Here is a 21453-nt window from a genome sequence, read left to right as displayed (position 1 = left end):
GCAGTTTCCTCCCCTTTGACTGTTGGGCAACGGTACTTGCTTTTGAGAGTGAAATACATAATAGGTCAGGTTCATTGTGAACCAGACATGATTCTGGAGGTGGTGTTTATGAGATATGGCTAATTGGGATGAAATTAAACATGAGTGGGAAACTACAAAGATTACACTTGCTGATCTAGCTGAAAAGCATGAAATAAAGCTTGGTACTTTAAAGAGTCGTAAGAGTCGTGAGAAATGGTCAAGGGATGCAACTAAAAAGAATGCAACCAGAACTAAGAAGGTTGCAACTATTTCTAGTAAGGATGCAACCGAAGAAAAAAAGATAGGAGCCCCCAAAGGCAATACCTACGCTGTTGGAAACAAGGGTAATCCTAATCCACCAAACCAATTTACAAAACGGAACACTGCTGCTGTTACACATGGTTTCTTTCAAAAGTTCCTACCAGAAGAAACACTTGAAATCATGGAAGCGATGAACGAGCGTTCTCCAGCCGATTTAATCTGGGATCAAATACAGATTCAGTATGCTGCAATCATAAGGGCTCAAAGGATTATGCACGTCGAATCTAAAGACGAAATCATAAAGGAGCTCAAAAAGGCAAAATACGAATACTATCCGCGTTCAAAAGAGGATGGTGGAGGCGTAGAAAAGGCTGTAACAGAGGAAGAATATGAATTTCAATTCGCATGGGAACGACAGGCGCAACTACTCACTGCTCAATCGAGAGCAATTGGGGAGTTGCGTTCTTCAATTCGTCAGTTTGTTGAGATGGCAGATCAGGATGATGAGCGTCGCTTGAAGCTAGAACAGATGCAGTTGAATATCAATAAAACAAAGGCAGAAGTTGAGAAACTCACAGAGCCGACAGGTGATGATGACACCTTAGAAATTGTTATTACTCATAAGACTGAGAGGGATTCCGATGCAAGTGAATAAAGAGATAAACCCTCATTTCGGCAACTTTCTGATGGATTGGACTAAGAAGTTTCAATTCCTTATCGGTGGATATGGTTCCTCTAAATCTTATCATGTGGCCTTAAAACTCGTTTTAAAGTGTTTACAAGAAAAGAGAAAAGTCTTAGTAATCCGTGAAGTTTATGACACGCATAAAGACAGTACTTTCGCTTTGTTTAAGGATATTTTAGAGTCTTTGGATAGATTAGATGACACTGGCAGAAAACGCATTACAAAAGGCAAGGCAAGGGCTAAAGAGAGCCCATACGAGATAGTGTTCAGTAATGGTTCAAGGATAATTTTTAAAGGGATGGATAAACCAGCGAAACTAAAGTCTATCCATGACATCAGCATCATCTGGGTAGAAGAAGCCTCGGAAGTTAAGTATGAGGGTTTTAAAGAGCTAGTTGGTCGTTTACGTCACCGTAATTTATCGTTACACATGATTCTTTCTTCAAATCCAGTAGATGAAACGAACTGGATATATACACATTTCTTTGTGGATGAAGAAAATGAAAAAACAACATTAGATGATGAAGAGTTGTACAAGTTGAGAGAAATCAAAACTGAAACAACGTATTACCATCATTCAAAAGCTGACGATAATATGTTCCTTCCACAGTCGTATATCGATGAACTAGACGACATGAAGAACTATGACCCCGATCTACACAGAGTAGCCAGAGAAGGTAAATTCGGAGCGAATGGTGAAAAGATATTACCTCAATTAGAAGTATGGGATAGTGCTGATGTACAAGCTCAACTGACTTCTGACAAGGTATATAAAAACGGCATGGACTTTGGTTTTTCTGATTCATATAATGCAATTGTGCGTATGGCTGTAGACATTGAAAAGAAATGGCTATATATCTTTTGGGAGTATTACACCAAGGGTAAAACAGACCCTGAGATTGCTGAGGATATGATGAAAGCAGGATTACAAAAGGTAATGATTAAAGGCGATAACGCCGAAGCTAAAACTATTGTCTACCTACAGCAACGAGGTTTTCGCATTTTACCATGTTACAAGTTAACGAGAGTTGAAAATACAAAGAAAATGAAGCGATTTAAAAAGATAATTGTTTCAAAGGATTGCCCAAATACAATCAGAGAGTTGAAAAATCTAACACAGAAAAAAGATAAGAACGGCAAAGCAATACCTGGAGAGTTTAATATTGACCCTCATACATTTAGTGCTATGTGGTATGGCCTTGATGATTATGAGGTAACAAACGTTAAAGGTATGAATGCTGGTTACAGAGGTAGGTGATAAGAATGAATGTTAATCAACTAAATCGAAAAGAAACCATTGCTAAACGCATGCAAGTGTTTCAACCATACATCGAGTACATCGATCAGTTTGGCTTTAACGAAACGCTTATTCCTAAATTAATTGCTGATCATAAGTCGATTAAACAGGATGTGCAGTTGTTACAGAAACGTTATGAGGTTAGTACTGATGGCGTGCCAATTCTAACGAGAGACCCTGTTCCTCTTGATTTGGAGAATGACAAGGTGCGTAGGTTAGATGCACTCGTTAATAACAAGGTAAATACAGCCTTTGATGCCGACATAGTAGATACCAAAGTGGGTTATATGTATGGTATTCCTGTTAACTATACTGTCGAAGGTGTACGTGATGAGCCGAGATTACAGCCCTTAGCAACAGAAATAGACAACTTTAGGGTTAGAAATGCTGTTGCTGATAAAGACGCATCATTAGGAAAACAAACCGATATAGCTGGCTATGGAGCTCGTTTAGCTTATGTGGCCTTAGAGAATAACAAACCCGTCCTACGTATTATGAATGTTGATACGGACGAGGTTATTTTTTTATTCGAAGAAACAATTGCTGAACCAAAATACAGCATGCGTTACTATGACACATTCGTTTTAGATCAGCAAGCTAACAAGCAAAACGTCACCAAGGTAGAGTTTTACGATGCCGACACTATTTGGTACTTCGATAATCTTAACGGCACATTTGAGTTAACAGGCTATCAAGAGCACGGCTTTATGTACAATCCGTTGTTTGGTATGGAGAACAATGATGAAATGCAGGGTGCAGCTATGCGTATCATGAACTTGATTGATGCGTATGACCGAGCATTATCAGATGCTAGTAGTGAAGTAGAATCAATGCGTTTGGCATTGTTAATCCTTCATAACATTGGACTACAACCAGAAGAGATACAACAGATGCAGAAGTCAGGGGCATTGGAAATTTGGGGTCCTGATGCGAAGGTTTCATTCTTAACAAAGAATGTCAACGACAACATGATTGAACACTTACTAGAACGACTTGAAAAGAACATCATGCGTATTGGTAAGAGCGTAGATTTCACAAGCGAGGAGTTTGCTTCTAATCTATCTGGCATTGCCATTCTGATGAAAACTATGGCTTTAGAACATAAGGCAGGCACGGGAGAGCAAAAGAATCGCACAACGCTTCAGTATCAATTCAAAGTTTTGTGTAGTGGATGGGCTAGACTTGGTTACTGTCAGCCAGAAGATTACCTTAAGATATGGTTTGAGTTTAAGAGAAATCTTCCTAAGAACCTACTGGAAGCTGCTCAAACATCACAAGCATTGAAAGGTTTTGTAAGTGAGGATACTCGCTTATCGTTATTGCCGTTTGTAGATGATGTAGCTGCAGAACGTGAAGCAATGCAGGAAGATTTAAAAATATACGGTAATGATCTTGGCCCTCTTAATGAGGATGACGATAATGATCCAAAAGAAGATGATGACTCGTGAATCAACAGGAAATCAATCGTATCTTAGATGATTTAGAAGCTAAAGCCGAGAGAGACATTGAGGTTGTTTTTGCGCGACGTTTAAAGACGATACTTGCACAAATGCTTGAGATGCATAAGAAATTTGGGAAGAACGGCCAAGCTACCTGGACTGACGTTAACAAGTACAATCGCTTTAATCAAGAAATGAAGTTGATAGCTCAACAGTTGAACGCTGATTACAAAGAGATTATTAAGCTTATACAAGCTTCACAGGAGCGTCTTTACATTGAGAGATACTTATTGATGGCTTACCTCTTACAACAGTCTACAGGCGAAGAAATGGGCTTTAAAATACCATCTGTTGAGGTGATTCAAGCAGCGTTAACAAATCCTGTTGAATTTTTAACACTTCCGAAGATATTTGAAGCTCATAGGAACGAAATTATTAGGCGTTTGAACATCGAGATAGCTCAAAGCCTACAGGCTGGTGAAAGCTACACAGACATGGCAATTCGAATCGAGAACGCAATGGGATGGACAAGGAAAAAGACTATTCTTGTTGCCAGAACAGAAGGTGGTCGAGTAAGGTCGCAAGTTGACCTAGCTATTGAGGAACAGGCGAGCAAAACAGCAAAATTAACAAAGGTATGGATGTCCTCGCTTGATACCAGAGTGAGGAAGTCGCATAGAAAGTTAGACGGTCAGAAAGCTGATAAAGATGGTTACTATCACTATGGCAAGTGGAAATCAAAAGCACCACGTCTTTGGGGCATTGCTTCGATGGATATACAGTGTCGTTGCCATACGATATATATGGTTGATGGCAAGTTACCAGAGTACAGACGAGGTAGGGATTACATGGATGATACCTACCAAAAGAAATTAGCTGCTCGTATTGATGCTTATATGTCTGATCAAGGACTAACTTACAGGCAAGCTTTTAACAAAGCGTATAAACAGGTTAAACCGCCGAGTGTAACAGTTCCATTCATGAGTTATGAAGAATGGAGAAAACAATTCAGTGGAGAGGGGTAAAAGCAAAAGGTGATTTAATCCTTTTGCCTAATCTCTAAATAAACTGAGAAACTGATAGCAATAAACATCAATATTGAAAAAATAATTGTAGTAGTGGATTTGAGAGAGACTGATGTAATTAATAACACAAGAGAACAAATGATAATGGCTACACGCACTAAAATATTTGTTTTTTTACTTGGCTTTAAAAAATCTTCCAGTATGCCAAGAAAAAAACAAAACGCTATCAATACTAGATACTCATAAAGAAGTATTGGTTCTAAATATTCTGGACTAAACCTTGTTAACTGAATTGCAGAAATAAACATAAGAATATATTTTGTGTATTTAAAAATGCCTGACAAAGTATCACCTCATTTTTATGATAGTTAACTAAATAATGTAAGTCTAGATGAAATTTGGAGTAATTTTAGTCGTAGTCATACGGCTTTTTATTTTGTCTAAAAGGAGGTGAAGTACACAGTGTATTACCTTGTATGTCTTAAAACTAATGTAAGTATTTCTGTAGAAGATGTAACTGATGTTTGTAAGCACAATAATTTTGTGGATTTCTACAACAAAGACGTTTTGGTCGCATCATTTAATGATGCAAATCTAAGTCACTTCTTACAAGTGGATAAAGAAACAGCGGAAACCTTCAAGAATCCATTTTTCAAAACATCTTAAAACACGATGTTGAAAATATGTCTTTTTAAAGCATTTGTAGACGCTATAAAGAACAAATGACTAAGTGTTTCGTGGGTTTAAGCGTGCGAAGGACAGGAGGAAAACACATGCAAGTCAATTTTGATGAATTAAAAACACTCGTTGAGGCTGGTGACAAGTCGGCTTTCGTTCAGCATATTTTCAAATCGTTGGAGAAGGGTGACGTATTAACGGCAGCAACAGCGAACGCAGCAATTAAGAGCGAGCTAGATTCCGAGAAGGATAAACACCACAATACAGCTTTAGAAACTTGGAAGTCTAACCACCTACAAGGATTAATTGATGAGGAAGTGTCAAAACGAAATCCTCAAGAAACACCAGAACAAAAACGTATTCGTGAACTTGAAGAAAAACTACAGCAAAACGAACAGAAAGAACAGCGAGCTGCATTGCGTGAAAGTGCAATCAAGTACATGACTGAAAAAGGTTATGATGCGAAATTTGCTACTAAGTACGCTGACAAGTTTTTAGCAGCTGATGAAACGGCTACAAATACGTTTTTAGACGAGTTTAAAACAGACTTCGATGCCTTTGTCCAAGTAAGTGTGGAAGAGCGTATGAAAGGTTCTGCTCGCAATCCTGGTGGTGGCAGTCATACAGGAGGAAATGAACCTTCTTATGGTTCAAAGTTAGCTCAAGGTACTGAAGTAACGCAGCAGGCAGAGGAAGCACAAGGACATTATTTTAAATAACAGGAGTGAGTGATAATGGGGAAATTTGTAGTTACAGATTATGCAAGTGGTAAAGAGATTTTGAAGTACCCTGACCATCATGTCTCAATGACAGCAACATTTGATGATACAGGAATTACAGCGAATACTGATGGTAAGAAGATTGTTCCTGCTGGAACGATTGTTGGTGGAGGCATGCTTGCTGATCGTTCGGTGAAAGCGAAAGCTGCTAACGATGCCACAGCAGAGGGTGTAAGTCGATATGATGTTGACGTTACTTATGGACCGGCAGTTGGGGCAGTCGTGATTCATGGTTTTGTTGATTTAGCAAAACTTCCAGTACAGCCATCTGCTGAGGCAATTGGTGCTTTAAAACAAATTACATTCATGAAATAAGATTAGGAGAGTGAAAGAGTATGCCAACAATTTATGATTTAGTGACAGCTGGTAACATTGCTGATTTTATCGTTACAACAAATTTAAACAAGAAGCCAGCGTTGGGCGCAGCTTTATTCCCAGCTGACAAACAATTAGGACTAGATTTATCGTATTTAAAAGGGCGCGCTGGATTGCCAGTAGCTTTAAAGTCATCTGCATTTGATGCACAAGCCCCTGTCCGTGATCGCATTGGTGTTTCTGCTATTCAGACTGAAATGCCATTCTTCCGTGAAAGAATGATAGTTAAAGAAAAAGAACGTCAGCAAATCAACACACTTTTACAAGGTGGACAAACGAAAATGGCTGATGCAGTCATTAAATTTGTTTTTGATGACATGAAAACACTTGTAGATGGTGCAGAAGCGACAACAGAACGTATGCGTATGCAATTATTATCAGAGGGTAAAATCCAAATCGCATCAGAAGGTGCATATCATACGTATGATTACAAACTTGCAGCAGATCAATTCGAAACATTGACTGGTACTGATACATGGGACCAAGCTACTTCTACGCCAGTACAAGATATTTTGGCTTGGAAGAAAGCTGTACGAAAGCGTACTGGTACAGAACCAACTCGAGCTATCTTAACGAGTGCTACGTTTGCATTAATTGCAAATCATGATTCTATTAAAAAGGACATGAACCCACTAGGTGCTCAAAACATCATCTTAACCGATGAAGATGTATTAAACTATTTATCTCGTAAAACAAATATGCAGTTTGCTATTTACGACGATATGTTTGTAGACGAGCACGGCATTACAAAGTCTTACTTCCCAGATGGCGTTGTAACATTACTACCTCCTGGTGCGCTTGGTAAGACAATGTACGGAACAACACCAGAGGAAAGCGATCTAATGACGGGCGTTACAGATGCCGATGTTTCAATCGTCAATACTGGGGTTGCTGTAACAACGAACAAGATTGTGCATCCGGTAAACGTTCAAACAATTGTTTCTCAAATAGCATTACCATCATTTGAACAAGCAGATAAAGTATTTATCGCAAAAGTAGCAACTATTTAAGGGATAGCAAAGAGCTATCTCTTTTTATTTTAAGGAGGGAAATATTATGCCTTACAACGTTACATTAGCCAAAAATGCAAAGGTAAACGGTAAACATCTAAAGGTTGGAGAAGTTGCTGAAAATGTTTCTGAAGATTTATTCGAAGAACTACAGACGAAAGAACTTGTAGCAAGCTTTGAAGAAGCGAAACAGGAAGTAAATGAAGTGGCTATGGAAGAAGCCAAACCGAAGCGTCAAACCAAACAAACTGCTCAATCAGAAAATGCAGAGTAGGTGATCCTGATGACTTGGACACCTACAGATGAAGAAATAAAGTATTACAAAGTTATTTGTGGTGACAAATCTTCAACGAATGATGAATTTTACAAAGTCATGTTGCCATTAGTGCTCGATATGCTTAACGATCAACTGTGCCAAAAGTTTACGCCTACCACTTTGCCAAGTGCTTTAAAGATTTTCCTAGCAAAAGCCACTAACTTTTTCACTGGGAACGGTGCTTTAAAAGGGAGATCAATGGGAAGCGTTTCTTATACTTTCGACTTCGGGACATTACCTAGTGCTTTAACAGATTTACTAAAGCCTTATGATGCATGCAGAAAGGCGAAATTCCATGTATTTCAGCCCGTTCGATGAATTCCCTCATACAGTTGAAGTGGTGGAGAAAAAGCGTATATCTGATGGCGCTGGGGGCTTTAAAACAGATTGGCATCCAGTTTATGACTTCGGTGCATTTGTGGATACACCATCTAGTAAAGAGCAGTATTATGCTCAACAGTTAGGTAATCCGTTACAAAGATATATGTATTATCCTTACAGAACCGATTTGACTTCTAGCATGCGGCTTCGCTATGAAGGTGAAATATATGCTTTTGCTGGTAGAGCCGAGGACCAAGGTGGTCAACACGAAATCATGCGCGTGGCATTAAAGTTGGTGACGGAATAATGGCTAGGATTACATTCGGAGGACGCGTGTTGCTAAGGGCAGCACGTAGATTTGAAGAAGGTCTTTTGGATAAGATATCAGACATTGTTTATGAGACAGCGCGACTTATACAAACGCAGGCCAAGGCTCTAGCTCCTGTTGATGATGGTAGCTTGCGAGACTCAATTGAGATGAAGATGCTCGGAAAATATAACGCTGTTGTTACGGTTGGCGTTCATTATGCCATATATGTCGAGTACGGTACTGGTATCTATGCTCAAAATGGAAATGGTCGTAGAACACCTTGGACTTATTTCAGTACAAAGCTAGGGCGTTATGTAACCACTGAAGGTATGAGTGCTCAACCATTTTGGGGTCCTGCTGTTGATGCTGGAAGGGATTATTTTGAAACAGAAATGAGGCGATTAGGCTTATGACGAATTATTATGCCTTGCCTTACTTTGAATTACAGAAAGCTATTTTTCAAAAGCTCACTGCTTGTGAAGTACTAACGGCCATCACTAGAAAAGATGAATGGGATTTAGGTGTTTATGATGCAGTAGACGAAAACACCCCATATCCTTATGTGACAATATCAGAGCCGTATTCATCACCGAATGACACTAAAACAAATAATATCGAAATCATCACGTTCACCATTCATACGTGGTGGAAGGATAATGATGATTATAGTGGCAAACGTATTACTTATGAGATGTTATCTGCCTGTCAGAGAGCTCTAATTACACGTAATTATATTATTCCGAATGCGACAGTCTTAAGGGCCGAAAGACGTGAATCAAGAGTGATAGACGATAATATGCCGGGTGTAAAGCATGGCATTTTAACAATGCAATATATAATACAAAACATTTAACAGTCCTATGGGGCTGTTTTTATTTTAGGAGGGAAAAGCTAAATGGCACGTTTAAACGGTAAAGACAGTCTATTGTTAGTGCAACCTACTAACAACGTATTGGCTGCTGATGGTTTTTTGATTGGAGATCAAACTGAACATACACATTCTTATGAACGAGAGTTAACGGATGAACAAACAAAATTCGGCCGTATCTTAGGTCCAGGACAATTATCAGAATCCTTGGATGTTACGTTTTATGGCAATACAGATGATCCAGGACAAGCTGCTGTTCTTGACTCAATTGTGAAAGGAACACAACTTAAAATTTGGGAAGTTGAAAAACACTTAAACAAGAATGGTAAGCACAATTCGTTGTTTGCTTACACATACGTAGAATCACTTGAAAAATCAGCGCCTACAGATGGGTTCTTAGAAATTTCAGCAACTCTACAGGTTCTTAATACATCTAAACAAGGTGAATTAAATCCATTACCAGATGATGTACTGAACTTCGGTGATTATGATTTCGAGGCTCCTGGCGAAAAAACTGGGGAGTTTAATGGTGAAGAAACAACAACTCCTGTTGCAGTAACAGGTTTATCGGTGAATCCGACAACGCTAACTTTTGCCGAAGGTGCCACTGGCAACATCGTCGCTAATGTAGTGCCAGTGAATGCCACAAATAAATCAGTGACATTTACATCAAGCAATGAAGCAATTGCTACTGTAAATGCACAAGGCGTTGTAACAGGCGTTGGAGAAGGTTTAACTACGATTACAGCAACGACAGTCGATGGTGGATTTACAGCGACTACAGCAGTGACAGTAACTCTATAAACGAATGAGAGAGGGCTAATCAGCTCTCTTTTTTATTGAAAACAAACAGAAAAGGATGATTATAAATGGCTCAACTATTAATTGGTGAAAACACTCTTACAGCAAAATTTACTTTTGCTTTTAAAAATAAGGCGGATAAAGAATTTAATGATTTAGATGCTCATGGAAACCGACCAGGTGGATTTAATCAGATCTATCAAGGCTTATTGCAATTTGATTTAGATGCTTTACGTGCATTTTGGATGTGCGGTCTTGCTCATTTATCTAAACAGCCTAGCAAAGCAGAAATTGAAGCAGCTCTAGAAAAGCGCATCGAAGAAGATGGAGATGTAGAACCATTATTCCAAGAAGCTTTCAGAGAAATTGATGAATCGGGTTTTTTCAAAAAAGCTGTCAAGACATTCTGGGAGAACTTAGAGCTATTCGAATCAGTAGCATCCGAGGAAGAAAAAGAACAAGCAGCAGTTGGAATCGAAATGCTGAAATCAGCGAGAGCCGAATTATTAGGGAACAAACAGATCGCGTTAGTGAAATCCGACAAATCTATCGAGACGCAGCAAGATATTTAAGGGTCTATGATCCAGAGTTAATTCTATCTTGGCGTCCTAGTGAGTTTAGAGCATTTTTGGAAGGGGCTCAAGATGCTCGCATTGATCATTATCAAACATTAGCAGATGCAGCCATGTTTAACCGTGTAGCAACTAATAAGTCACGCATTAATCCGAAGAGTGACCTGTTTGATGCGGATAAAGTAAGAAAATCGATAAATCAAAAAGAAGTAGATCCAGAAGTTAAGAAACGGAAACATGCAAAAGCAATGGCAGCATTAAAAGACTGGAAGCCATAGAAGGGAGAATGCTATGAACGGAAACTTCACTGCTCAAATAGGAGCTCGGATAACGCAGTTTATGGCACGTATGAGGCAAGTTCGCGAGGCCATTCGCACTTCGGCAAATGATGTACGTGTAGAAATTGGTGCAGATATATCCGAATTCAACAGACGAATGGCTGAGATTCGAGCTCGTATAGCAGCGCTTGTACGAGATAAGGTAGTTGTCAAAATTGAGGCGCGAATAGAAAACTTCCAAAGAAAAATACAACGTATTGCGACAGATATTCGTGCCTTTGGCGAGCTGATGCAGCACACGTTACAGGGTTCAATAATTGCCGTTCTACCGATGATTGCACCACTACTAGCTAACGTAGGAGTAGCTATTGCTAATCTTGGTCCAATGATCGGTACATTAGCTGGTTCCACTTTTGCTTTAGCAGGGGCGTTTGTAAGTGCAGGGGTAGCCGCTGGAGCGTTTGCAGCTGTAGCGATTCCAACAATCAAGAAGTTGTTTGATGAAAACGCACAGTTAAATGCAGCTCAAAAGAATGCTAAAGCCTCTTTTGACAGCATGAAATCAACCTATCAGTCACTTGTGAAAGAAACTGAGAAACCAGTGTTAAATGCATTTACAAGTGCAATGCAGGCAACAAATACATTACTTGCAAAGTTAAGACCATTGTTTATATCCAGTGCTCAAGCAGTATCTAGCTTGATGACACAACTTAACACAGCCATTGGTACACCACCAATTCAAAAATTCTTGGATTATTTAAACACTACAGGTGCACCAATGCTGAAAACAGTGACTCGTTCAATGGGCAATTTACTTAAAGGTGTATTCTCGATGTTAACAGCATTTGCACCGTTAACAGCCTCGACAGCTAAAGGCTTCGAGGAAATGACAGCACGTTTTGCAGAATGGTCAAATGGTCTTTCGGGAAGCTCTAAGTTCCAATCCTTTATGGATTATGTGAACACGAACATGCCAAAGATTCGGGCGATATTTAGAGATGCAACCGCAGGTATTGTTTATTTCTTCAGTGCATTTTCTGGATCATCATCAGGCATGATGGATGGACTTGTATCGATGATGGCTCGATTTAAAGAGTGGTCAGCAAGTTTATCCCAAAACCAAGGATTCCAAACATTCTTGGCCTATGTTCAACAGACAGCACCTAGTGTTCTTCAACTAATTGGCAATCTAACAAACCTATTAGTGAATTTAGGTATTGGTATGGCTCCTGTTGGTGCTGGACTAATGAACATCGTAAATAACATCTTAGAGTTCATAAATGAAGGGATGGAAGGCAACCGAGTTATCGGTGTACTTTTAGCTAGTTTTATTTCAATTGGTGGTGTGTTGCTAGCAATTGTCCCTAATATAATTGCATTTAGGGAACTTTTCAAAGGATTAGGGCCTGCTATAACAGGCGGAGTTGGAAAAGCATTAAAGGCTGTTAGTGGGTTGTTTACTAATTTTAGCGGAACCATGGCAGCACTGGGACCTAAAGTTTTGGCTTTTGCTAAAAGCTTTGGAAAATCTTTGGTAGGTCCTATCATTAGTCCAGTAGGTTTAGTAATTTTAGCTATTACAGGTTTCATCGCTATACTAGTACGTTTATATAAAACGAATGAAAAGTTTCGAGCGCAAGTGCAAACAGTCTGGGCAGCTATTAAAACAGGTATTTCTATTGCTGTAACAGCGATCAAAGATTTAGTGATGTCAGTATGGACACAGATAACTACGTTCTGGAATGAAAACCAAGAAAGCATAAAATCAACAGCATCTACTATATGGAATGCTATTGGGACCGTAGTTACAACCGTTATGTCAGCCATTGGAGCGATCATGCAGTTTATTTGGCCGGTCGTTAAAGCTTTAATCGTATCAACTTGGGAGGCTATAAAAAACGTTATCCAAGGTGCGATTAATATTATTTTAGGCATCATTAAAACGTTCAGCGCTTTATTTAAAGGCGACTGGCAAGGCGTTTGGGATGGCATTAAACAAATTTTAGGTGGGGCATTACAAGCAGTTTGGGGTATTGTTAACCTTTACTTTATAGGTAAATTACTTGGTCCATTAAAGGCATTCGGTTCTACTGCAAAGACGTTTTTACAGGGAATTTGGACTGCGATAAAAGGAATCTTCACTAATACATTAAATGCTATAAAAAGCATTGTCACATCCACGTTTAATGGAATCAAAACTACCATTACATCGATTTGGAATGGTATTAAGTCATTCTTTACATCGGTTTTAAACGGTATCAAAACAGTTTTTACAAGTGTATGGCAAAGCATTGCATCCTTCCTAGATAATTTATTTTCAAGTATTTCAGGTCTTGTACGTGCTGTTTGGAATGGTATTAAGAGCGTAATTTCAAGTGTTTTAAATGCCATAGCTAATGTCGTTAAAAGCATTTGGAATGGAATAAAGAATTCAATTACGTCTATTCTTAATGGTATTAAGTCTACGATTACAAGTATTTGGAATGGCTTTAAAAATATTGTTTCAACAGCGATGGGTAATGTCAAAACTGCTGTTATTAATGGTTGGAATGCGGCTAAATCATTTTTAGAAAATATTAGTCTAGTGAAAATTGGCGAATACATTGTAGCTGGTTTAGTGAAAGGAATTAACAACTGGTTTGGTAAAGTAAAAGCAAAAGTTGCGGAACTTGCAGAACTATTGCCAGCTTGGCTACGTAAAAAGCTTGGCATTCATTCACCATCAAGGGAAATGGCCAAAGTTGCAAAGTGGATACCAGCGGGTGTTGCAACAGGTATTTACAATAATATGGACTATATTAAGAAATCTGCCGAAGCTATGTCCAAAGCAGCAATTCCGAACTTCCAGCAAACAGTACAAGCAACAACGAGTATGATGGATAGTGCGAAGAAAATCCTTGCTTCGAAAACCAACGAAATCGAAAAGGAAATCAAGGCAGTTGAAGCAGAGTATGCGAAGAAAAAAGCAGAGGCCACTAAGAAATCGAATAACAAGATAGCTGAAATCAATGCAAAAGCGAATGACAAAAAGAAAAAGCTAACAGCTGCTCAACAACGCCAAATCCTGAAATTGCATGATGATGAAAAATCAGCACTAAAAAAAATCGAAAAAGAAAAGGCCAAAAAGATTGATGCTATTCGTTCCAAGTCTGCAAAAGAGCAGTACGATAAATTGAAAGAATACGCTGAACATCAAGTAGGGTTGGAAAAGTGGTCTACTAAGGAACAAGCTGCTTACTGGCGGTATGCGACTAGTTTGTTCAAAGAAGGCACAGAGGAACGAATCAAAGCCCAAATCGAGTACAACAAATCGATGGCCGAGTTAACAACGGAGCAATTCAACAAAGAGAAGGACTACGTTGACCGTCGTAAGAAATACAACTTAATGTCATTGACGCAAGAGCTTGCTGCTTATGAAAAGTATGTTAAAGCTTACAAGGTTGGTAGTGAGGAACGTATCTACTACGAGGATAAAATCGCTGAGACAAAGCAAGCCATCCACGACCGATTAATGACGTTAAACGAGGAATACATTAGCAAAATTAAAGATGTACAACAGGCTGAAATTGATGGTATCAAGGAGCTCAAAAAAGCTTATCAGGATGCCGAGGATGCTCGCGCTAAAGAGATTGCTAATGCTATCAGTATCTTTGATGAATTTGAGCGTAAAACAGATGTATTTGGTTCTAAGCTAATAGAAAACCTACGCGGTCAAGTAGATGCAATGCGTGATTGGGCAAACGATCTTCAAATGCTTGCAGCGAAGGGTGTAGACCAAGGCTTGATTGCAGAGCTACAAGCAATCGGTCCGAGTGCCCAGGCTGAAATCGCGGCATTAAATCAGCTAAGTCTTGGAGAATTGAATGAGTACGAAAAACTTTGGAAAGAAAAAACGCAGATTGCTAGAGAACGTGCTCAATTTGAGTTAACAGGTCAACGTAAAGACATGGCAGATCAAATTGAAAAGCTACAAACAGAAACAAAATCTAAGCTAGAGCAATACCAAACTGAATGGGTTGAACAAATTAAACAAATTCGCGAAGGTACAAAAAATGAATTTAATCCAATGATCAGCAGCATGAAAGAGATTGGTATCAATGCTATTGAAGGCTTACGTAATGGACTAGCTAGCCAAGTACCAGCTTTACAAGCACAAGCCAATGAGATAGCAAATACGATCGACAAAACGATACGTAAAGCCTTACAAATCAAATCGCCATCAAGGGTCCTCGAAAAATCAGGAGTATTTTCTGGACAGGGCATTATTCAAGGCCTAGCAAGCACAAAAGGCATGTTAGAAAACACTGTAAGAAGCCTAACAGATATAATGCAGACTGATATTTCAGCAGCATCAATTGGACTGTCAACAGCTCTTAATGGTGGTATGGATTCACACTTATTAAACAGCTACGAATTAACATCAAGCCAAGATCAAATCGGAGTTTTAAAACAAATTGCTGCATTAATTAGCAAACTGGATTTTGTTGTGGAATTAGACGGTGACGCGATCAGTGAATATGTTGATAGAAACCAAAGTAACAGGGTTTCATCAAGAAGAACAATTCTAGGTTAAGGGGTGTAGTCAATGGATACATTAATCGAATACAGTACAGGGGCTACACTTTCCCTTGTCAAAGAGGGCTATATCACACAGGATTTATTAATCAGACCTATCGAACAAAAAGCATCAAGTGTTGATGTAGATGGACGACCAGGGATAGTACGAGAATCAGTAAATCATGGAACAAGGGTTATCATCCTATCAATTATGTATATAGCTTCAGATGAATTAGATTTTGCTCTAAGACGCGACAAATTGTTTTCAATTTTTAGCGACTTGGAGCCTTTTTATATCTACGAAGGACGACCGACCTATAAAACTAGTACTTATGAGTTTGAATTACCAGGGCAAACATGGGGCGAGAATCCTCAACTACCAACTAATATCGAAATACTTAAAGGTAAACGATACAAAGTGATTCGTACCAATATGAATGAGGTAGAACAAAGAGGGTTGCTAGGGAAGGTTGATGTTGAGTTTGAGACATATCAACTACCTTATGCTGAGTCCTCTGGTACCACATTAGATGAACGGACTTTTGATAAGGAGATATGGCAAACAGGACAGGGGTTAATTGCTGTGGATCCATCAACCTTAAAATATGTATTCCAAAACCAAACCTCTTTTCAGGTTTACAACGCTGGTGATGTGCCACTAAAAACTAACTTGCGAGAAATGCTCTTTGAGATTGAGTTTCGTGGAGCTAGCACTAACCTAAGCATTAGAAACGCAACGAACGGTACGCAATGGCAATACAACGGTTCAAGTGGCACTAATGATGTTATTAAGCTTGAAACACCTACTCGATTTACTAAAAACGGTAGCAGTATTTTCAAAGATACAAACCGTAAAGTCTTGGTATTGAATCCTGGCTGGAACACCATTCAAATTAGTGGTGCAACTCAGTTTCTACTATCGTTTAAATTCAAATTTTATTACAAGTGAGGAGGGCTACAATGGCACGTATGCGTGAAATCGGTGTTTCTTTTGATAAAGGATACCGAAACGATTTGAACTATAATTTCAGGCTGTTAGAAGCCTTAATAGGTGAAGCCAATGGTTTGACCGATAACTTGAGAGACGAAATGCTTGAAAAAATTAATAACCTGCAACAACAAATTGACATGCTGACTGGTGAAAATATCGGGGAATTACTAGAGCGTCTAAACGATTCCATTCAACAAGCATTAACAGCCGCACAAGAGGCTAGAACAGCTAAAACAGCAACGGAAGTAGCTACAGCATTAGCTACAGCAGCAACAGAATTAGCGAATGCTAGTGCTTTGCTTGCAGAAGAGAAAGCTAATTACGCTAACGAAAAAGCTGTACTCGCTCAAGAGGCAGCAGATAACGCCAATCTAGAGGCTTCTAACTTGTCGCAGTTAAAGGTTGATGTTGTACAAGCTACTCAAGATGCGAGTACAGCAACAGGTAATGCAAATCAAGCGACACAAGCAGCTCAAACAGCTACAAATGCAATAAACGTAGTCTTACCAAACGTAGAAGGGTTAGTAAATTTAAAAGAGTGGAACAACGAAACACAGTACAAAAAGAACAACTTTGTTACTTTAGAAGGTAACGGTTATATGGCCTTACGTGACAATAAAGGTGTTAAGCCACCTTCATTTCCTGTCCTGTCTAATGCTGATTGGGCGCTGTTTGTTCAAAAGGGAGAGAAAGGTGAGCAGGGTACTGGGGTAAGAATTTTAGGTACTTTGCCAGATGAAAGCTCGCTGCCTCCAATTGGTGAGCCAGGGGCTGCCTACTTAATTAATGGCGACCTATATGTTTGGTCAGATACAACAAATGACTGGACCAATGTTGGTACCATTAAAGGTCCTAAAGGTGATACAGGTCCTCAAGGCCCACAAGGTGAACAAGGCCTTCCTGGACAAGATGCCGATCTCACAGAAGTTAATCAAGAAATAGCAAATATCAAGCAAACTGTCAGTGACACCAAAACGGAAGTTACTGAACATTCGGCACAAATAGCGACTACAGAAAAATTGGGACATATCAAGCCTGATGATGTGACGATTAATGTTGATTCTGAAACGGGTGTAGCAAGTGTTATTGACCCAGCTTTTCCCTTAACAGATGGTGACCGAGTTAAAGTATGGAGTAATTTTGGAGACCCTTGGAAGACACAAGAATATAACTTAAACAATCTTACGAGGCAAGGTTTCTACTTTGCGTTTGACAACTACGGACCATCTGAAAACCCACAAAACTTCCCGTCTAAACAGGACAACAATAAATGGTTGATTCAAGTCACTAGTTTAAGACCAGAGGGTCCGATGACTGGTCAAAATTACATTCAACAATTAGCGCATGCTGTTGGGGCAAAAATTATGCCACAGTATGGTGGGTTATATAAAAGGACTTCTGATCATCAAGGCGGAAATTGGTCGCCGTGGGTGAGGGTAGATCTTGGAAACATTGATTCTGGATTCGTTACTTGTCCTGTATCATCACCATTCACAGCACCATTCGGAGCAGACCGTTGCAGGGTTAGGCGGCTGGGTCACATCGTTACGGCAGAGGCTTGGGTGCAGGTATCTGGCTCGCTACACAGTAACACAATATATTTACTGCCAAACGGATTTAGGCCCTATAGCGATTTTACATTCAGTATTCAAAGGCAACGAGGAAGTTCTTATATTTATCTAAATGGAAACTGCAACGGAAGTAATATGTTATTAGCATCAGAACACATGTCACAGGTAGTGAGCGGAGATTATTTAGTATTTAACGTCGCATTTGCCGCCGAGAAATCATCATAAGGAAGGTGAAATAACATGCTAGTAGGTGAGAAAACAAATCAAGAAATGAATGACGCCAAGTATGCTTATGTCATAGATCACAATGGGTTCATAATTGGAGCAGATATTCATTATAACGGAAACGAATTGCCAGATAACTTCGTTCTGGACTTCGTGCCACCAGAATTGGGGATCATAAGACCTAAGTGGAATGGTTCTACCTGGATTGAAGGTGAAACATTAGAGGAAAAATCAGAACGTGAAACACTTCAATTGCTAGAATCATTAAAACCTTCTTCTAATGAAATCGCCAATGCGGAACTAGAAATTAAGATATTAACCATGCTTAAAGAAGTGGAGGTTGTACAATGACAGAAGAAAAACATCTTGAGGGATTGACATTAGTACAAAAGCGATTGGTTAAAGCTTATGCTACAAGCGTCATGGGCGAAGTACGAACAGTTGAAGATGTTAAACCTGAAGAATTACAACCTTATGTTGAACTAGAAATAGCTGAACGTGAAATTACTGTTCTAGCAAGTGAATAATCGTTCCAAATTGCTCAATATACAAGAAGATATTCTTTTACTAAAAACAGATGCGAGTGAGGGAGGGATTTTATAATGATTAATCAAATTGTTGTAAGAATAGCAGCAGAGCGTATCATGTATGGTGGTCTTAATCCAAAGACAAATACTGTTTATGTGATTGATGATATTACAAATGAGGATTACCGTGTTGCTGTTGAGGATTATATCCTAGCAAATACTGAGGGTGTATAAACGCAGCATATGTTAGTTTTTTATTTTTGAATGAATTACTTGATTGGTGAACATAAAACACCTTAGACTATATAAATTAACAAATAGTTTTACATTAAACGGGGGAATAATTGGTATATATGAGATATTCTGATTATAATTGAGATATATGTTTTACAAAGTGAGGTGATATCATGAATGTCAATGATTTACTAGGTTATGAATTAACTTGCGTTATGTCTAAAGGCTTAAAAGAAGAGTCATATTATACTGAAAAAGAGTTCCAAGTAGCATTTAGTAAAAGTTCAGATGATGAATCTGGCTACACTGTAGTTGTAAGTGGTACTGATGATCAAGGCCAAGATTTTTCAGATAATCGGGATGCAGGTTTGGTATTTAACCACATCTTATTTGAGGATTGGATAATTAAAAATAAAAAGAGAATCTAGGTTCCATATTGTTCAGTAAGCGCTACTCACACCGAGTAGCGTATTTTTATTGCGAAAGAAGGTGATGCGATGCTATCAATCACTAACTACGAAGGTACTTTAACGGAGGCTTTGGTATGTAGAGGAAAGCCAGTAGTAAGAAAAAACATCGATGGTGTATTTGAACTGACCTTGGATGCAAGTGAGCGTGATAATCCTCATTCATTTCAACTGATCGCAGAGGAAAGTATTATCGAGGCTGGTGGCTTTCAGTTTAGGATAAAGCAACTACAACGGAAATCTAGAGGAAATGTGAAATCAGTCCTTGCACAACACATCTTCTTCGACAACATCTGGCGTAGGCAAGAAGGAACAAATGGAGGGCATAAAACCTTTAATGAATTTGCCACTTTCGCTTTACGAGATACAAATTGGACCTTTACAAGTGATTTTAACGAAGATGGCTTTATAGAGGCTTTTGGTAACGACAATATCGTTAAATTAGTGAATCAAATTTGTGAAGCTTTTGAATGTGAGTATGAGATCACATCAAACAGCAACATTCATTTTAGTAAAATGCTTGGCCCAGATAACGACTTCGTATACCAATACGGTGACAACATCGTTGAACTGTCTAAATCGGTTAATACTGACAACTTAAGGACTCGAATTAGTGCAAAGGGAAAAGATAACCTTGTTGTCCGATACACGTCACCGCAGGCTGCTAAATGGGGTATTCGTGATGCCGATGATATGAGCGATGAACGATTTTCAGATTCAGAAAATTTGATGGACAAGGCTCGAAAGTCGTTAAAAGATCAGCCAGAAATATCTATCGAGTTGGATTCAATCGAGTTGTTAGATAAACAGCTCGGGGAACGTATTTGGCTAATTTACGAGCCTTGGGATTATGAAATGCAGACTCGTATATTAGAGGTCACTCAAGTTATTGATGAAGAGACTGATGAATTTAAGACAGTGGCCGTGGTTATTGGTAATGCCATTCCTCAAACGTTATCGGACGAATTAACTGAAACACAAGAAATTTTAAAAGAGTCCATAAAGGAATATCGGTCATCCTTTACACAAACGGACTCTAATATTCGCTTAGAAGTGGAACGTATTGATAAAAGCATAGCTGCTATTGATATAAAAGCTGACAACATTAATTTAAGCGTTAACAATCGTATTACTAACGAGGTTGCTCAACTTAATATCCGAGCCGACAGCATAACAGCAGAGGTTACAAGGGTTGAACGTAAAGCTGATAGTACTCAAACACAAGTTTCGTCATTGTCTATTGAGGTTGGTCAAATATCAACGAGGGTATCTAATGTCGATTCAAGGTTAGGGACAGCCGAGAGTTCTATTGTCCAACAAGCTGGTCAAATCAGTAGTAAAGTCTCTCAAACGGATTACAACGGTAATACAATAGCATCCCTGATTAACCAAACATCAACGTCAGTCACTATCCAGGCTTCTAAGATTAACTTGGTTGGTGCTGTAAGTGTTCTTTCAGATATCAGTGGTAACTTAGGGACGATTTATGCTGGAAGGATTGAAGGTGCCACAATTGATATTAGCACTGATGCTACAGTAGGAAACAATTTGTATTTAGGTAAAAGTGGTGGTTTTAAGTCACTAGTATTCAATAATTCAAACCGTATCAACAGCTCTGGTTATGGCTTAGAATTAAACGCTCAAGAAATCAATTTAAGTTCTGCAGATATAACAATCGGAACAGGCGGTGGCATTACAGATTTTAATGGAACTGTAGATTTTTCATACGCAACTGTTCGAGGAGTCGCAAGAGCTAATTCGTCGGGGATTGGTATCTCTTACTCAAACGGAAGATTATATGTGCAAGTTGACGGTTCAACAAAAGGTTCTGTAGCACTAACATAA

Annotated in this window: 23 protein-coding genes; all 23 read left to right on the top strand. The window is 38.9% G+C overall.

From position 1 onward, the window contains the following. The first annotated feature begins 115 nt into the window (after window positions 1-115). The 23 genes from terS to RCJ95_RS10975 all read left to right on the top strand — a co-directional run bounded on the left by terS (window position 116) and on the right by RCJ95_RS10975 (window position 21453). The gene (gene terS / locus RCJ95_RS11085) at window positions 116-937 is read left to right on the top strand and encodes a phage terminase small subunit (RefSeq protein ID WP_446722295.1); all 822 of its coding nucleotides are present in this window, start codon (window positions 116-118) and stop codon (window positions 935-937) included. Continuing rightward, complete coding sequence (locus tag RCJ95_RS11080; RefSeq protein ID WP_446722294.1) at window positions 924-2225, top strand: PBSX family phage terminase large subunit; 1302 nt, start codon at window positions 924-926, stop codon at window positions 2223-2225. Before terS ends, RCJ95_RS11080 begins: the two co-directional genes overlap by 14 nt. A 5-nt stretch (window positions 2226-2230) precedes the next feature. Next, window positions 2231-3712, top strand: a complete 1482-nt coding sequence (locus RCJ95_RS11075) for a phage portal protein (protein WP_446722293.1) — start codon at window positions 2231-2233, stop codon at window positions 3710-3712. Beyond that, window positions 3709-4728 carry a phage head morphogenesis protein gene (locus tag RCJ95_RS11070; RefSeq protein WP_446722292.1) on the top strand — a complete coding sequence of 340 codons (1020 nt, stop codon included), beginning with the start codon at window positions 3709-3711 and terminating at the stop codon, window positions 4726-4728. Before RCJ95_RS11075 ends, RCJ95_RS11070 begins: the two co-directional genes overlap by 4 nt. A gap of 773 nt (window positions 4729-5501) precedes the next feature. Further along, window positions 5502-6125: a DUF4355 domain-containing protein gene (locus tag RCJ95_RS11065; RefSeq protein ID WP_446722291.1), complete on the top strand. Its 624-nt coding sequence runs from the start codon at window positions 5502-5504 to the stop codon at window positions 6123-6125. 15 nt (window positions 6126-6140) lie between these two features. Beyond that, window positions 6141-6500 (top strand): hypothetical protein, encoded by a 360-nt coding sequence (locus tag RCJ95_RS11060; protein WP_446722290.1) that lies wholly within the window; start codon window positions 6141-6143, stop codon window positions 6498-6500. Window positions 6501-6520: 20 nt separating this feature from the next. Then, a complete protein-coding gene (locus RCJ95_RS11055) occupies window positions 6521-7570 on the top strand; it encodes a major capsid protein (protein ID WP_407135786.1) in 1050 nt (349 codons plus the stop codon). 46 nt (window positions 7571-7616) lie between these two features. Continuing rightward, on the top strand, window positions 7617-7844 hold the full coding sequence (locus RCJ95_RS11050; protein WP_446722289.1) for a hypothetical protein: 228 nt from the start codon (window positions 7617-7619) through the stop codon (window positions 7842-7844). Between the two features lie 9 nt (window positions 7845-7853). Then, entirely contained in the window at window positions 7854-8204 is a 351-nt protein-coding gene (locus RCJ95_RS11045; RefSeq protein WP_446722288.1) for a hypothetical protein, read from the top strand. After that, a complete protein-coding gene (locus RCJ95_RS11040) occupies window positions 8182-8514 on the top strand; it encodes a phage head closure protein (protein ID WP_446722287.1) in 333 nt (110 codons plus the stop codon). The genes RCJ95_RS11045 and RCJ95_RS11040 overlap by 23 nt, the downstream gene beginning before the upstream one ends. Continuing rightward, a complete protein-coding gene (locus tag RCJ95_RS11035) occupies window positions 8514-8930 on the top strand; it encodes an HK97-gp10 family putative phage morphogenesis protein (RefSeq protein ID WP_446722286.1) in 417 nt (138 codons plus the stop codon). The genes RCJ95_RS11040 and RCJ95_RS11035 overlap by 1 nt, the downstream gene beginning before the upstream one ends. Further along, entirely contained in the window at window positions 8927-9370 is a 444-nt protein-coding gene (locus RCJ95_RS11030; RefSeq protein ID WP_446722285.1) for a DUF3168 domain-containing protein, read from the top strand. Before RCJ95_RS11035 ends, RCJ95_RS11030 begins: the two co-directional genes overlap by 4 nt. Window positions 9371-9412: 42 nt before the next feature. Next, the gene (locus tag RCJ95_RS11025; RefSeq protein ID WP_446722284.1) at window positions 9413-10189 is read left to right on the top strand and encodes a phage major tail protein, TP901-1 family; all 777 of its coding nucleotides are present in this window, start codon (window positions 9413-9415) and stop codon (window positions 10187-10189) included. 65 nt (window positions 10190-10254) lie between these two features. After that, window positions 10255-10758: a tail assembly chaperone gene (locus RCJ95_RS11020; protein ID WP_446722283.1), complete on the top strand. Its 504-nt coding sequence runs from the start codon at window positions 10255-10257 to the stop codon at window positions 10756-10758. 56 nt (window positions 10759-10814) lie between these two features. Then, window positions 10815-11036 (top strand): hypothetical protein, encoded by a 222-nt coding sequence (locus RCJ95_RS11015; protein WP_446722282.1) that lies wholly within the window; start codon window positions 10815-10817, stop codon window positions 11034-11036. A 13-nt stretch (window positions 11037-11049) separates the two neighbouring features. Continuing rightward, entirely contained in the window at window positions 11050-15609 is a 4560-nt protein-coding gene (locus tag RCJ95_RS11010; protein ID WP_446722281.1) for a hypothetical protein, read from the top strand. Between the two features lie 12 nt (window positions 15610-15621). Continuing rightward, on the top strand, window positions 15622-16542 hold the full coding sequence (locus tag RCJ95_RS11005) for a phage tail domain-containing protein (RefSeq protein ID WP_446722280.1): 921 nt from the start codon (window positions 15622-15624) through the stop codon (window positions 16540-16542). Window positions 16543-16553: 11 nt separating this feature from the next. Further along, the gene (locus tag RCJ95_RS11000) at window positions 16554-18380 is read left to right on the top strand and encodes a hypothetical protein (RefSeq protein WP_446722279.1); all 1827 of its coding nucleotides are present in this window, start codon (window positions 16554-16556) and stop codon (window positions 18378-18380) included. A 15-nt stretch (window positions 18381-18395) separates the two neighbouring features. Further along, a complete protein-coding gene (locus tag RCJ95_RS10995; RefSeq protein WP_446722278.1) occupies window positions 18396-18731 on the top strand; it encodes a hypothetical protein in 336 nt (111 codons plus the stop codon). Next, window positions 18728-18907, top strand: coding sequence for a hypothetical protein (locus RCJ95_RS10990; RefSeq protein WP_446722277.1), 180 nt, complete (start codon window positions 18728-18730; stop codon window positions 18905-18907). The genes RCJ95_RS10995 and RCJ95_RS10990 overlap by 4 nt, the downstream gene beginning before the upstream one ends. Before the next feature lie 75 nt (window positions 18908-18982). After that, window positions 18983-19141, top strand: a complete 159-nt coding sequence (locus RCJ95_RS10985) for a hypothetical protein (RefSeq protein ID WP_446722276.1) — start codon at window positions 18983-18985, stop codon at window positions 19139-19141. Between the two features lie 173 nt (window positions 19142-19314). Next, on the top strand, window positions 19315-19569 hold the full coding sequence (locus RCJ95_RS10980; RefSeq protein ID WP_446722275.1) for a hypothetical protein: 255 nt from the start codon (window positions 19315-19317) through the stop codon (window positions 19567-19569). A 69-nt stretch (window positions 19570-19638) separates the two neighbouring features. Continuing rightward, a complete protein-coding gene (locus tag RCJ95_RS10975; protein WP_446722274.1) occupies window positions 19639-21453 on the top strand; it encodes a phage tail protein in 1815 nt (604 codons plus the stop codon).

The organism is Lysinibacillus sp. BSL11 (assembly GCF_052928325.1).
Note: the sequence above shows the minus strand (reverse complement) of the source record. Positions and strands in the feature narration are given on the sequence as shown.

Bases quoted from the DNA above. Each gene is read 5' to 3' on its own strand.
- terS (WP_446722295.1), top strand. From the start codon at position 116: ATGGCTAATTGGGATGAAATTAAACATGAGTGGGAAACTACAAAGATT.
- RCJ95_RS11080 (WP_446722294.1), top strand. From the start codon at position 924: ATGCAAGTGAATAAAGAGATAAACCCTCATTTCGGCAACTTTCTGATG.
- RCJ95_RS11075 (WP_446722293.1), top strand. From the start codon at position 2,231: ATGAATGTTAATCAACTAAATCGAAAAGAAACCATTGCTAAACGCATG.
- RCJ95_RS11065 (WP_446722291.1), top strand. From the start codon at position 5,502: ATGCAAGTCAATTTTGATGAATTAAAAACACTCGTTGAGGCTGGTGAC.
- RCJ95_RS11060 (WP_446722290.1), top strand. From the start codon at position 6,141: ATGGGGAAATTTGTAGTTACAGATTATGCAAGTGGTAAAGAGATTTTG.
- RCJ95_RS11055 (WP_407135786.1), top strand. From the start codon at position 6,521: ATGCCAACAATTTATGATTTAGTGACAGCTGGTAACATTGCTGATTTT.
- RCJ95_RS11050 (WP_446722289.1), top strand. From the start codon at position 7,617: ATGCCTTACAACGTTACATTAGCCAAAAATGCAAAGGTAAACGGTAAA.
- RCJ95_RS11045 (WP_446722288.1), top strand. From the start codon at position 7,854: ATGACTTGGACACCTACAGATGAAGAAATAAAGTATTACAAAGTTATT.
- RCJ95_RS11040 (WP_446722287.1), top strand. From the start codon at position 8,182: ATGTATTTCAGCCCGTTCGATGAATTCCCTCATACAGTTGAAGTGGTG.
- RCJ95_RS11035 (WP_446722286.1), top strand. From the start codon at position 8,514: ATGGCTAGGATTACATTCGGAGGACGCGTGTTGCTAAGGGCAGCACGT.
- RCJ95_RS11030 (WP_446722285.1), top strand. From the start codon at position 8,927: ATGACGAATTATTATGCCTTGCCTTACTTTGAATTACAGAAAGCTATT.
- RCJ95_RS11025 (WP_446722284.1), top strand. From the start codon at position 9,413: ATGGCACGTTTAAACGGTAAAGACAGTCTATTGTTAGTGCAACCTACT.
- RCJ95_RS11020 (WP_446722283.1), top strand. From the start codon at position 10,255: ATGGCTCAACTATTAATTGGTGAAAACACTCTTACAGCAAAATTTACT.
- RCJ95_RS11010 (WP_446722281.1), top strand. From the start codon at position 11,050: ATGAACGGAAACTTCACTGCTCAAATAGGAGCTCGGATAACGCAGTTT.
- RCJ95_RS11005 (WP_446722280.1), top strand. From the start codon at position 15,622: ATGGATACATTAATCGAATACAGTACAGGGGCTACACTTTCCCTTGTC.
- RCJ95_RS11000 (WP_446722279.1), top strand. From the start codon at position 16,554: ATGGCACGTATGCGTGAAATCGGTGTTTCTTTTGATAAAGGATACCGA.
- RCJ95_RS10995 (WP_446722278.1), top strand. From the start codon at position 18,396: ATGCTAGTAGGTGAGAAAACAAATCAAGAAATGAATGACGCCAAGTAT.
- RCJ95_RS10990 (WP_446722277.1), top strand. From the start codon at position 18,728: ATGACAGAAGAAAAACATCTTGAGGGATTGACATTAGTACAAAAGCGA.
- RCJ95_RS10985 (WP_446722276.1), top strand. From the start codon at position 18,983: ATGATTAATCAAATTGTTGTAAGAATAGCAGCAGAGCGTATCATGTAT.
- RCJ95_RS10980 (WP_446722275.1), top strand. From the start codon at position 19,315: ATGAATGTCAATGATTTACTAGGTTATGAATTAACTTGCGTTATGTCT.
- RCJ95_RS10975 (WP_446722274.1), top strand. From the start codon at position 19,639: ATGCTATCAATCACTAACTACGAAGGTACTTTAACGGAGGCTTTGGTA.